This is a genomic window from Streptomyces sp. NRRL S-1022, from assembly GCF_000720135.1.
Taxonomy (GTDB): Bacteria; Actinomycetota; Actinomycetes; order Streptomycetales; family Streptomycetaceae; genus Streptomyces.
This window is the reverse complement of record NZ_JOIU01000023.1, coordinates 41224-53466: the sequence shown is the minus strand read 5'-3', so window position 1 is coordinate 53466 and position 12243 is coordinate 41224. Positions and strand designations below refer to the sequence as shown.

Here is a 12243-nt window from a genome sequence, read left to right as displayed (position 1 = left end):
ATGGACCTTCAGCAGCTGCGGTACGTCGTCGCCCTCGCCGAGACCCGCAACTTCACCCGCGCCGCCGAGCGGTGCTTCGTGGTGCAGTCCTCGCTCAGCCACCGGATCGCGGGCCTGGAGCGCGAGTTGGGAGTACGGCTGTTCGCGCGGTCCAGCCGGCGGGTCGAACTCACCAGCGCGGGCGAGGCGTTCGTGGCCCGGGCGCGCGAGGCCCTGGCCGCCGCCGATCTCGCCGTCGCCGACGCGGCCGCCGCGACCGGGGTGGTACGGGGGCGGCTCTCCGTCGGCGTGATCGTGACCGCGGCGGCCGTGGACGTGCCGGAGCTGTTGCAGCGGTACCGGGACCGGCACCCGGAGGTCCGCGTGATGCTCCGCTCCGGACGCAGCGACGAACTGGCGGCGGCCATCCGGGACGGGGACGTGGACATCGCCTTCCTCGGACTGCCGGAGGGTGAGCGGCCCTCCGGGGTGGAGAGCGTGGTGCTCGACCGCGACGAGCATGTGCTGGTGGCGGCGGCCGGGCACCGGCTGGCCGGGGCGGACCTGGTCACGCTGGAGGACATCGCCGGCGAGACGTTCGTCGACTTCGTGACCGGTACGCCGGCCCGAGCCCAGTCGGATCAGGCCTTCGCCGCGGCCGGTCTGGTCCGTGATGTCGCGTACGAGGCCGGGGTCGTCGAGCTGATCACCCGGCTGGTCGAGCGCGGGCTCGGCATCGCGCTGCTCCCCTCGGCGTTCATCCGCCCGCTGGCCGCGGACGACCCGGGCCTGGCACTGGTCCCGGTGGTCGACGGACCCCGCCGAGCCGAGTACCTGGCCTGGAGTCGCTTCAACCCGAGCCCGGCCACCCGCGCGATGCTCGACGTCCTCGGGGTGCGGCCGGCTGCGTAGGCCGCCGGGCGGCGCGGGCGGTCAGTGGGCGTCCCGCGCGGGCAGTTGCCGCTCGGTGGGGGCCGTGGTGGCGGTCAGGAGGCGCAGGGCCGCGTCGGACGGGGTGCCGGGCTCGGCCGTGTAGGCGATCAGGCGCTGGTCCGCGGTGCCGGGCAGGCACAGGTTCTCGAAACTCAGCTCCAGGGCGCCGACGGCCGGATGGTGCAGGGACTTGGTCCCGGAGGTGCAGGTGCGGACCGGGTGCCGGGCCCACAGGGCGGTGAACTCGTCGCTGTGGATGGACAGGTGGCCGATCAGCTCGGCCAGCGCGCGGTCCTCCGGATGCCGGCCGGCGACCAGGCGCAGGGAGGCGACCGCGAGGTGGGCCTCCTCCTGCCAGTCGGCGTACCGGGCCTGGTAGTGCCCGTCGAGGAACAGCATGCGGACCAGGTTGGGGCGGGCGGCGGGGGTGTCCGGGGCCTCCCACGGCAGGTGCGGGGCGAGCAGGGCGTGGCCGAGCCGGTTCCAGGCCAGGACGTCGCTCCTGCGGTCCAGGATCAGCGCCGGTACGTCCGTCATCGCGGCGAGCAACTGGCGTGCGGAGGGCGACGCGTGGGCGGCCCGGGGTGCGGGCGGGCGGCGCCGGACGGCGGGCCGGGCCAGGTCCCTGAGGTGGGCGGTCTCGTCCTCGGTGAGCCGGAGGGTGCGGGCGATCGCGTCCAGCACGGAGTCGGAGACGCCGGCCGCGCGGCCCTGTTCGAGACGGGTGTAGTGGGTGATGCTGACGCCCGCGAGCAGCGCCAGTTCCTCGCGGCGCAGTCCGGCGACCCGGCGGCGGCCCGGCCCGGTCGCGAGGCCGACGTCCTGCGGCCGTACCGCGGCACGGCGGGACTTCAGGAAGTCTCCCAGCTCGGACGACGCGTCCATGTCTGCCTCCGGGGAAAGGGGCGTCGGCCCTCCGGGTGTGCGGCGGCCGTCGTCCATCCTGCCCGGCGGACGGTGCGGACGGGATGCCCGAGGGTGGTCGTGCGATGACCACCCTCACGGTGGCCGGTCGCAGGGGGGTGCTGGCCGGGACGGGCGGGAGGGAGGAGGTTCGAGGGCGTCAACCACGGAATCGGCCGGTGACGTGGCCGCACACCGGTGGCTTGGCCGTTCTCCGGCCACAGCGCCGTACGCCGGTGGCTTCGCCGTGCTCCGGCCACTCCGCCGCATAGAGGGGACCGTCTCGTCATGTCCGTCGCCACCGTCCGGCCGGACGGCGCATCCGCCGTCCTGACCCCCCGGCTCCGCCTGGTGCTGGTGCTGCTGCTCGCGGCCCAGTTCATGCTGGCCGTGGACTTCTCCATCCTGAACGTGGCCCTGCCGGTGATCGGCGCGGGCCTCGGTTTCCCGCTCGCCCGGCTGCAGTGGATCGGTACGGCGTTCGCCCTGTGCGCGGCCGGGTTCACGCTGCTGTTCGGGCGGGTCGCCGATCTCTTCGGCCGCCGCCGGCTGTTCCTGGGCGGTCTCGTCGTCCTGGGCGCGGCCTCGCTGGCGGGCGGGCTGGCGCGGAGCCCGGAGGTGCTGCTCGCGGCCCGGGTGTTCCAGGGACTGGCCACCGCCGCGGTCACGCCGGCCGGTCTGTCACTGCTGACGACGTCCTTCCCGGAGGGCCCGCTGCGGGAGAAGGCGCTCGGTCTCAACGGGGCGCTGATGTCGGCCGGGTTCACCACCGGCGCGGTCCTGGGCGGGCTGCTCACCGACCTGCTGTCCTGGCGCTGGGCGTTCTTCGTCAACGTACCGGTGGTGCTCGCCGTGCTCCTGGTCGCGCCCGCGGTCGTCGCCGAGTCCCGGCCCGCGCGGCGCCCGCGGCTGGACGTGCCGGGGGCGGTCACGGTGACGCTCGGCCTGCTGGCGGTGATCCTCGGGCTGACGCAGGCCGGTGAGCGGGGCTGGGGCGCACCGGCCGTGCTGCTGCCGGCGGCGGCCGGGCTGGTGCTGCTGCTGGTGTTCGCGGCCGTGGAGCGCCGGGTGGCCGCACCGCTGGTGCCGCCGCACGTGCTGGGCAGGCGGTCGGTGGCGTGGGGCAACCTGGCCGGGCTGGTCGCGTTCCTCACCGAGACGTCCCTGGTGTTCCTGCTGACCCTGTATCTGCAGGAGGTGCTCGGTTTCTCGCCGCTGGCCGCCGGGCTGTCCTTCGGTGTGCTGGGCGCGGGGACGGTGGTCGGCGGTGCCCTCGCCCCGCGGTGGATCGGCAGGTACGGCGCCACCCGGGCGCTGCTGTCCGGCGGGCTCGCCCAGGCCGTGTGCACGGCGGCGCTGCTCGGGCTCGGCACCGGCCGTTCCTCGCTCTGGCTGCTGCTGGCCGCGACCTTCGCGGGCGGGGTGGGCAACATGCTGGTCATCGTGGGCTTCATGGTGACCGCGACCTCGGGTCTCGCCGACGACGAGCAGGGGCTGGCCACCGGGCTCGCGACGATGACCCAGCAGATCGGCATCACCATGGGCACGCCGGTGATGAGCGCGGTGGCCACCGCCGCGATGACCGGTACGGGGGCCCTGGCCGTCCTCGGCGGCCTGAGGACGGCGATCGCCCTGAACGCGGCCCTCACCCTCCTCGGCACGCTGACCAGCGCGCTGTTCCTGCGAAAGAGGGCCCGCTGACCGGGGGCCGGCGGCGCCGGTGGCGGCCGGGCCCGCGCGCCCCCCGCCTACGCCCGCCGCTCCCGCCCCGCGAGCGAGTGGTCCTGCCGGCGCGGCGGCACGGCCGCGTCACCCGGTCCGCCGGCCCGGGGAACTCCTCGCGGGCCAGTGCCACCAGCGCCGCGGCCGGCTGTCTCCGGCCGGGCACGAACCGTTCGGCCGCCGCGGTCCGTCCGGGGTCCGGGCGGCGGGGGGGACCGGCACGCCGTGGGCATCGGCCGCCTCCAGCGGGCCGGTGGTCTCCCCGGCGGACGGGAAGGCGCCGAAGGACACGAAGTCGACGCCGTCCCCGTCGTCGTGGTCGAAGGGGTGCGCGAGGGCGGCGGCGCGCTCGGCCGGGAAGGCGCGGCCGTCGGTGGTGGTGATCAGGCGGGCGGCGTGGCCGCGGGCACCGACGGCGCCCGGCCGGCGGGCGTCAGCAGTACGGCGGCTGGTTGGTGAGGGAGGCCGCCACCCGCATCCACACCCCGAACTGGCGGTAGAGCGCGGGCAGCGGGCCGGTGGCCCGGACCGTCCGGGCGTCCTCGGCGGTCACCCCGGGGATGCCGGGCAGCGTGGCGGCGACCGACGCGGACTGCCAGCGGACGGTGAGGGTCGCCTCGCCGGCGGGCGGCGCGGGGCGGGCCGGGGCCGGGGTCAGCGCCCGGGTCACCGCGTCCTCGATGGCCTGCCGCGCCTCCGCCGCCGGCCGCAGCTCGGCCGCGAACCGGTCGTGGGCGTACTTCACCGGGACGGTCCCGACCGACGCGTCCCACTCCGTCATCTCCGCGCACGCCGTGTCGTCACCCGTGAGGGCCACGACCGGCACGCCGAGCGAGGCCGCCGTGGCGTGGGCGAGGCCGATCTCGCCGACCGGGCGGCCGTCCAGCCACATGTCCTCGATCTCGTGGCCCATGAAGCTGTGGCTGAGCACACCCGGCGCACCGGCCCGGGCGTGGTAGCCGACGCACAGCGCGGCGTCGAACTCCCTGGTCAGGCCCTCCAGCATGCCCATCTGCTTGGGCTTGCCGCGCACCAGGCGGGCCGCCGGGTGCAGGGCCTCCGGGAGCAGGTTGCGCATCGGCCCGTGGGCGTCGTTGACCAGGATGCCGGTCGCTCCGGCCGCCAGCGCGCCGCGTACGGCGGCGTTGACGTCCTCGGCCATCATCGCGCGGCCCCGCTCGTAGTCCCGGCCGCCCGGCTGGACGTCGTCGGCGTCCACGAGCCCGGTGACGCCTTCCATGTCCACGCTGATGTAGATCCGCACGGCGTCGACCCTAACCAACCCTACGTATCGTAGGTTCCCGACCGCCATCGGCCACCGGGCTGTTCACACGTCTGTTCAACGGGGGACCCATGCAGGACACCACGGAAGCGGAGCCCGATACGCAGGTGTGCGCGCGCAGTCTCGCGCCGACGCTGGCCCTGCTCGTCGTCAGCCTGGCCATCGCCGCCGTCGGCGTGTACGAGCTGTGCGGTTTCGGGCTGCACAGCCTGGACCGGCGCCCGCACCTGTTCAGCGACGGGCTGGCGACCGGCGGGGTGATCGCGGCCACGGTGGCCGCCGGGGCGGCGGTCGGCAACCTGGCCTGGCACCTGACGGCGGCCCGGCGGGGAGCCGGCGACTGAGCACGCGCACCGGACCCGGACCCGGCGACCGAGTCCGGGTGACCACGTGCCGAACCGGTGACCGGACGCGGAACCGGTGACCGCGCGCGGGTGACCGGCCGCGGAACCGGTGACCGGATGCGGGCTGCGGATGAGAAGCTGTGTGCCGGCTGTACGGAACCTCGCCCCTCGCTTTACCCTACGAGCTGTAGGGTCGACCGTGCCCCGTCCCCGTCCCCAAGGGTGACCCGTCAGCATGCCCGCTCAACAGACGACCCTGATGCCAGCACCGGTTCCCGCACCCCGCTCCCCCCGCCGGGGCATCCGCTTCCTCCCGCCCCCGCTCCGCACCCGCCCCGGCGGCCGGCGGCTGCGCTCCCGCGCCGCCACCGCCACCGTCTGGTACCTGCGGCTGCTCGCCGTACTGAACATCGCGGCGGTGGTGTCCCTCCCGTTCCGCGAGGAGGTGCACGAGCACAACGCGGGCGAGTACTTCACCCCGTACCTGGCCACCGCCGGCCTGGTCTCGGCGGCCCTCGCCCTGTTCCTCGCGGTGGTGATGCGCCGCCGCAAACGCGCCGCCTGGCTCTTCAACCTCCTCCTCGCCGGCCCCCTCCTCGGCCTCTACGCCGTCGCGCTGACCCGCGCCCCCTACCGCGAGCACCCCTTCAACTGGGTCTCCACGGTCCTGACCGGCCTGTTCGTCGCCGCCCTGCTGCTCGGCCGCCGCGAGTTCGACGCCATCGGCGACCGCTCCAACCCGCGCCTGGCGCTCGCCGTCGGTGTGGGCGGCACCCTGGTCACCGGCGGCCTCGGCGCCCTGCTGGTGCACGCGACGAACAAGGTCACCGGGGCCACCCTCAAGGACGAGATCGCCTACACCCTGCTGCGCGGCATCAGCGTCGGCCCGCTCGCCGACCGCGTCCCCGCCGTCCACGCGCCCCGCTGGGCGGACATGACCGTCAACGTCCTGATGGCGGTCACCTTCCTGCTGGTCCTCTACGCCTGCTTCCGCGCCCCGCGCGGCGCCCGCCTGCTGGCCGAGGAGGACGAGCAGAGGCTGCGCGAACTGCTGGACCGGCACGGCGAGCGCGATTCCCTCGGCTACTTCGCGCTGCGCCGCGACAAGTCCGTCATCTTCTCCCCCAGCGGCAAGGCGGCCGTCGCCTACCGCGTCGTCGGCGGGGTCAGCCTCGCCTCCGGCGACCCGCTCGGCGACCCCGAGGCCTGGCCCGGCGCCATCGACGCCTGGCTCGCCGAGGCCCGCCTGCACGCCTGGACCCCGGCCGTGATGGGCGCGAGCGAGGAAGCGGGCACGGTCTACGCCCGGCACGGCCTGGACGCGCTCGAACTCGGTGACGAGGCCATCGTGGACCTCGCCGACTTCACCCTGGACGGCCGGGCCATGCGCGTGGTCCGCCAAGCCCACAACCGGGTCCGCCGAGCCGGCTACACGGTCCGCGTCCGCCGTCACGAGGACATCCCCGCCGAGGAGATGGCGCTGCTCGTGGACCGCGCCGACCACTGGCGCGACGGCGCCACCGAACGCGGCTTCTCCATGGCCCTCGGCCGCCTCGGCGACCCCTCCGACGGCCGCTGCGTGATGCTGGAGTGCCGGGACGCCGACGGCGCACCCCGCGCCCTGCTCAGCTTCGTCCCCTGGGGGGAGCGCGGCCTCTCCCTGGACCTGATGCGCCGCGACCGCGACTGCGAGAACGGCCTGATGGAGTACATGGTCGTCGAGCTCCTGCTCCAGGCGAAGGAGCTGGGGATCGACCGGGTCTCGCTGAACTTCGCGATGTTCCGCTCGGTCTTCGAACGCGGCGCCCGCCTCGGGGCCGGCCCGGTGCTGCGCCTGTGGCGCTCGGTCCTCACCTTCTTCTCCCGCTGGTGGCAGATCGAGTCCCTGTACCGCGCCAACGCCAAGTACCGGCCGGTGTGGGAACCCCGCTTCCTGCTGTTCGCCAAGAGCAGCGACATCCCGCGGATCGGCCTGGCGAGCGCCCGCGCGGAGGGCTTCCTCACCCTGCCGGGCCGCTGATACCCCCGGGGGGCGCTCAAGGCCTCCCGGGCCCGAGGGCCGGCGGACTCACCGAGGCGGCGGCGTCACTGGGGAACCAGGTTTCGCCGTCGCCCTCCGTCCACCCCGGGTCGTAGGCGCAGGGTGCGGTGGCGCCACCGGTGAAGTACCGCCGGTCCGGGAACCAGGTGAAGGACATCCGCTCGTCTCCGCCGTCCCGCTGCACGAACAGCGACCAGTCCTGCCCGTCCTTCCCGCCCTCTCGGTACGACGACACCTCCCAGCCGTCCTCCTGCAGCCGCCGGTGCAGCCGGCGCAGACCCGGGACGGCCTGGCTCGCCGGCACGTCGTCCAGTGCCCAGTCGTGGCCCATCCGGTAGGCGCCGTCGATGGTCTCGTCCTCCAGCCCCAGCAGGCCTCCGTCGTAGCAGTCGCCGGCGTCGAGCGTGTTCTGCGCGTCGACGCCGATGCGCCCGGCCCCGGGCGGCACGGTCCGCGTGAACCCCAGGACGTCGTACGCCTCCTGGGAGTGCCGGACGGCGCGGCGCGCCATCTCCCCGGGCGCGGTCCGGGGCAGGTCCCTCGGGGAGTCCCAGGTGAGCTGGATGAACAGGGCGACGACGGCGACGAACACGAGCCCGGCGCAGCCGAGGCAGCCGAGGCCCCGGGAACCGGTCCCGGACGCGGCGGGCGGGGTGCTGGGCGAGGCGGGGGGCGCGGCGGCGGGCGGGGTCTGCTCGGGCATACGGCGACGGTAGGGCGGCGGGTGCCCCGGCCGGATGGGCACGCGTACGGCCATCGGGTAGGTACCCGTACTCAACGCCGGGCGTCGTCCGTGCCCGGTCAGGCGCCGGTGCCGCCCGGGACGTAGCCGCCGCCCACCGTGAAGCCGATGACCGCGCCGCCGCCCTCCCGGCGGAAGGCGAAGGGTGCTCCGCCGTGGGCCATGGCGACCTCGCGGACGATGGACAGGCCGAGGCCGGAGCCCGGCAGGGAGCGGGCGTCGGCGGCGCGGTAGAAGCGGTCGAAGATGCGCACGAGGTCGCCCTCGGCGATCCCGGGCCCCCGGTCCAGCACCTCCACCCGCACCGTGCCGGGCCGGGCCGGCCCGGTGACGCTGACCTCGATCGGCGCCTTGCCGTCCCGGTCGAACTTGGCCGCGTTCTCCACCAGGTTGGAGATGGCCCGCTGGAGCATCCCGGGCCGCCCGTCGGTCGTCGTGTCACCACCGACGTGCAGCACGACGTCCCGGCCGGTACGGCGCCGGGCCAGCCCGACGACGTCCTCGGCGAGGTCGGCGAGGTCGAGCCGCTGCGGCGGCTCGCCGTCGGACTGCCCGGCGGCCAGGTCGACCAGTTCGTTGACGAGGTCGGTCAGCTCCCGGGCCTCCTGGGAGAGGTCGGCGACGAGTTCCTCGCGGGTCGCGGGCGGGAGTTCGTCGATCCGCCGCAGCAGCGAGATGTTCGTGCGCAGCGAGGTGAGCGGCGTCCGCAGCTCGTGGCCGGCGTCCTGCACCAGCCTGCGCTGGTCCTCCTCCGACTGCGCGAGCCGGCCCAGCATCCGGTCGAAGGCGCGGCCCAGCCGCCCCACCTCGTCCAGGCCGGCCACCGGGACCTGGATGCCCAGCTGCCGGGTGCGGGCGACGTCCTCGGCGGCGGAGGTGAGGACGACCAGGCGCCGGGTGATCCGCCGGGCCAGCCACCACCCGAACAGCCCGGCCGCCACCACGACCGCCGCCATCAGGATCAGCGTGCGCTGCTGGAGCGCCCGCAGCAGGTCCTCGGTGTCGCTGAACTCCTGCGCGACCTGGACGGCGCCGCGTCCCCGGCCGAGCGAGACGGTGGCGATGCGGAACAGGTCCGCGTCCACCCGTACGTCCTTGTGCTCGACCACCCTGCCGGCCGTCCGCGCGAGGGCCATGGCCCGGTCCCGGGAGGTGACCGGCAGCACCGGGCTGCCGTGGTCCTCGATCTCCCCCCGCGCGCCCAGTACCTGCACGTCCGTGCGGGCGGGGCGGACCACGTCGTGCCCGGGGCGGGAGGAGGAGAAGTCGTCGGGGCGCATCGGGTGCTGCCGTACCTCGTCCCGCACGTCCTGCACGACCTGCGTGAACACCGACTGCTGGTCGACGCGGACGAGCCGGGCGGCGGAGTTGTACGACAGGATGCCGACCAGGATGGTGACGGCGGCGGTGACGGCCGCGAAGGAGACGGCGAAGGTGGTGCGCAGGGAGACCAGCTTCGGCCGGGGCCCGGCCGGCAGCCGCCAGCGGCGGCCCACCTAGTCCTCCCGCAGCACGTAACCCACGCCCCGCACGGTGTGGATCAGCTGTGGGGCGCCTGGTTCGTCGAGCTTGCGGCGGAGGTAGCCGACGTAGACGGCGAGGTTCTTGGAGCCGGGGCCGAAGTCGTAGCCCCAGATCCGGTCGTAGATCGTGGAGTGGTCGAGGACGATGCCCGCGTTGCGCGCCAGCAGTTCCAGCAGTTCGAACTCGGTACGGGTCAGTTCCAGCTCGCGCCGGCCGCGCCAGGCCCGGCGGGCCTGGAGGTCCATGCGGATGCCGGCGGCCTCCACCTGCCGGTCGGAGACCTGGGGCTCGCGGACCGGGCCCTCGGGGGCGGCGCCGCCGGCGGGCACGGGGCTGGTGCGGCGCAGCAGGGCGCGCAGCCGCGCGAAGACCTCCTCGACGTCGAACGGCTTGACCACGTAGTCGTCGGCGCCGGCGTCCAGGCCCGCGATGCGGTCGGCGGTCTCCACGAGGGCGGTGAGCATCAGGATCGGGGTGCGGTCGCCCTCGGCGCGCAGCACCCGGCAGACCTGGAGGCCGTCGATGCCCGGCATCATCACGTCCAGGACGAGGACGTCCGGCGGGTTCTTGTGGGCCTGCGCCAGCGCTTCCACGCCGTCGGCGACCGCCGTCACCTGGTACCCCTCCAGCGTCAGGGCACGCTCCAGGGCATGGCGGATGGCACGGTCGTCTTCGGCGAGCAGCACAGTCTGGGGCACGCCCTCAGTGTGCCAAGCCCCCCACCGGTCCGGCCGGGCCCGATGGCCCTACGATCACCCTTTTTACCCCCCTCTCACCGTCACGGAGGCAACCCGGCCCCGGCCGGCCGCCGGCGGCGCTCGGGAGGCCGGAGCCGTCCCCGGTGCCGGGTGCGCGCCAGGGAGGCCGCCGGCCGGCAGGGCGATGCCGGTCCGGGCGAGCGACGCGGCCCGGGCGGCCGAGGCCCCGCCCGACCCGCGCCCTGCCACCCGCCCGGACGCCCGCCCACCGAATCGGCAGCCTCCCGGCCGGGCGAGTGGGGTGGGCGGGCGAACAGGATCAGCGCTGCAACGCCGCCAGCTGTTCGGCGAAGGGCACCACCACGTCCTCGCCGGCCCGCGGAGCCAACGGCATGAGCGCGGCCAGTTCGGCCGCCGCCCGCTCGGTCCGGGCGGCCAGCCCGTCCGCGCCCCAGTCCTCGGACGCCGCGTACACCCCGGTCGGCACGACCACGGCCCGCAGGTAGGCGAACAACGGCCGCAGCGCGTGTTCCAGCACCAGCGAGTGCCGCCCCGTACCCCCGGTCGCACCGATCAGCACCGGCTTCCCGGCCAGTGCGTCCTTGTCCAGCACGTCGAAGAACGACTTGAACAGCCCGCTGTAGGACGCGCTGAACACCGGCGTGACGACGATCAGTCCGTCGGCACCCGCCACCGCGTCCTGCGCGGCGGCCAGGCCCTTGCCCGCGAACCCGTTGGTGAAGTTGTGCGCGATCTCGACGGCGAGCTCGCGCAGCTCGATCACCTCGGTGTCCACCTCCGCCTGCCGGCCGACGGCGGCGGCCAGCCGGTCGGCGAGCAGCCGGGTGGAGGACGGGACGCTCAGTCCCGCCGACACGACGACGAGCTTCATGCGGTCGTTCATACGGTGGCCGCCTCCTTCTCCTTCGCGGCGAGCAGCGACTGGTGGGTCGGCGCCTCCGGCACGTCCGCCGGGCGCCCCTTGGCGAACTCCTCGCGCAGCACGGGCACGACCTCCTCGCCGAGCAGGTCGAGCTGTTCCAGCACGGTCTTCAGCGGCAGCCCCGCGTGGTCCATGAGGAACAGCTGGCGCTGGTAGTCGCCGGCGTACTCGCGGAAGGCCAGGGTCTTCTCGATCACCTGCTGCGGGGACCCCACGGTCAGCGGGGTCTGCTCGGTGAAGTCCTCCAGCGAGGGCCCGTGGCCGTACACCGGCGCGTTGTCGAAGTACGGCCGGAACTCGGTGACCGCGTCCTGCGAGTTCTTCCGCATGAACACCTGGCCGCCCAGGCCGACGATCGCCTGCTCGGGCGTGCCGTGCCCGTAGTGGGCGTACCGCTTCCGGTAGAACTCGACCATCCGCTTGGTGTGTTCGGCGGGCCAGAAGATGTTGTTGTGGAAGAAGCCGTCGCCGTAGTACGCGGCCTGCTCGGCGATCTCCGGCGAGCGGATGGAGCCGTGCCAGACGAACGGCGCCACGTCGTCCAGGGGTCGCGGGGTGGAGGTGAAGCCCTGCAGCGGTGTGCGGAACTTGCCCTCCCAGTCCACGACGTCCTCGGTCCACAGGCGGCGCAGCAGGGCGTAGTTCTCGACGGCGAGGTTGATGCCCTCCCGGATGTCCTTGCCGAACCAGGGGTAGACCGGCCCGGTGTTACCGCGGCCCATCATCAGGTCGACGCGCCCGTCGGCCAGGTGCTGGAGCATCGCGTAGTCCTCCGCGATCTTCACCGGGTCGTTGGTGGTGATCAGCGTGGTGGACGTGGAGAGGATCAGCTTCTGCGTCCGCGCGGCTATGTAGCCGAGCATGGTGGTCGGGGACGACGGCACGAACGGCGGGTTGTGGTGCTCACCGGTCGCGAAGACGTCGAGCCCGACCTCCTCGGCCTTCAGCGCGATGGCGACCATGGCCTTGATCCGCTCGCGCTCGGTCGGGGTCCGTCCCGTGGTGGGGTCCGGCGTGACGTCGCCGACCGTGAAGATCCCGAACTGCATGGTCGCTCACCCTCCAGGTTGTTGACCGTTCAACTATACCCCTCCAACGGTCACCCCGCCCCGGGTATTCCACCCCCCTCCCC

General features: G+C 74.4%; 12 protein-coding genes. 5 read left to right on the top strand and 7 right to left on the bottom strand.

The window, feature by feature from the left end; genetic code table 11:
- A complete protein-coding gene (locus tag IG05_RS0129935) occupies positions 1-891 on the top strand; it encodes a LysR family transcriptional regulator (RefSeq protein ID WP_030347159.1) in 891 nt (296 codons plus the stop codon).
- Positions 892-912: 21 nt separating this feature from the next.
- On the opposite strand, the gene IG05_RS0129930 is transcribed toward IG05_RS0129935, so the two are convergent.
- Positions 913-1797: a helix-turn-helix transcriptional regulator gene (locus IG05_RS0129930; RefSeq protein WP_030347158.1), complete on the bottom strand. Its 885-nt coding sequence runs from the start codon at positions 1795-1797 to the stop codon at positions 913-915.
- 306 nt (positions 1798-2103) lie between these two features.
- Here IG05_RS0129930 and IG05_RS0129925 point away from each other — a divergent pair, with 306 nt between their 5' ends.
- Positions 2104-3516 carry an MFS transporter gene (locus IG05_RS0129925; RefSeq protein WP_030347157.1) on the top strand — a complete coding sequence of 471 codons (1413 nt, stop codon included), beginning with the start codon at positions 2104-2106 and terminating at the stop codon, positions 3514-3516.
- 246 nt (positions 3517-3762) lie between these two features.
- Positions 3763-3996 (top strand): hypothetical protein, encoded by a 234-nt coding sequence (locus tag IG05_RS48005; RefSeq protein WP_030347156.1) that lies wholly within the window; start codon positions 3763-3765, stop codon positions 3994-3996.
- Here IG05_RS48005 and IG05_RS0129915 read toward each other — a convergent pair.
- Positions 3971-4801, bottom strand: a complete 831-nt coding sequence (locus IG05_RS0129915; protein ID WP_030347155.1) for a M55 family metallopeptidase — start codon at positions 4799-4801, stop codon at positions 3971-3973. The two genes, IG05_RS48005 and IG05_RS0129915, sit on opposite strands and share 26 nt — an antisense overlap.
- A gap of 89 nt (positions 4802-4890) precedes the next feature.
- Here IG05_RS0129915 and IG05_RS0129910 point away from each other — a divergent pair, with 89 nt between their 5' ends.
- Positions 4891-5163 (top strand): hypothetical protein, encoded by a 273-nt coding sequence (locus IG05_RS0129910; RefSeq protein ID WP_030347154.1) that lies wholly within the window; start codon positions 4891-4893, stop codon positions 5161-5163.
- Between the two features lie 259 nt (positions 5164-5422).
- Positions 5423-7183: a phosphatidylglycerol lysyltransferase domain-containing protein gene (locus tag IG05_RS0129905; RefSeq protein WP_234336080.1), complete on the top strand. Its 1761-nt coding sequence runs from the start codon at positions 5423-5425 to the stop codon at positions 7181-7183.
- A 16-nt stretch (positions 7184-7199) separates the two neighbouring features.
- On the opposite strand, the gene IG05_RS0129900 is transcribed toward IG05_RS0129905, so the two are convergent.
- The 5 genes from IG05_RS0129900 to IG05_RS0129880 form a co-directional block, all read right to left on the bottom strand.
- Positions 7200-7907, bottom strand: a complete 708-nt coding sequence (locus IG05_RS0129900) for a hypothetical protein (RefSeq protein WP_030347152.1) — start codon at positions 7905-7907, stop codon at positions 7200-7202.
- Positions 7908-8005: 98 nt separating this feature from the next.
- A complete protein-coding gene (locus IG05_RS0129895) occupies positions 8006-9442 on the bottom strand; it encodes a sensor histidine kinase (protein WP_030347151.1) in 1437 nt (478 codons plus the stop codon).
- Positions 9443-10168, bottom strand: coding sequence for a response regulator transcription factor (locus tag IG05_RS0129890; RefSeq protein ID WP_078894590.1), 726 nt, complete (start codon positions 10166-10168; stop codon positions 9443-9445).
- Between the two features lie 319 nt (positions 10169-10487).
- Entirely contained in the window at positions 10488-11060 is a 573-nt protein-coding gene (locus tag IG05_RS0129885) for a CE1759 family FMN reductase (RefSeq protein ID WP_030347149.1), read from the bottom strand.
- Between the two features lie 8 nt (positions 11061-11068).
- A complete protein-coding gene (locus tag IG05_RS0129880) occupies positions 11069-12160 on the bottom strand; it encodes an LLM class flavin-dependent oxidoreductase (protein ID WP_030347148.1) in 1092 nt (363 codons plus the stop codon).
- Between the last annotated feature and the right edge of the window lie 83 nt (positions 12161-12243).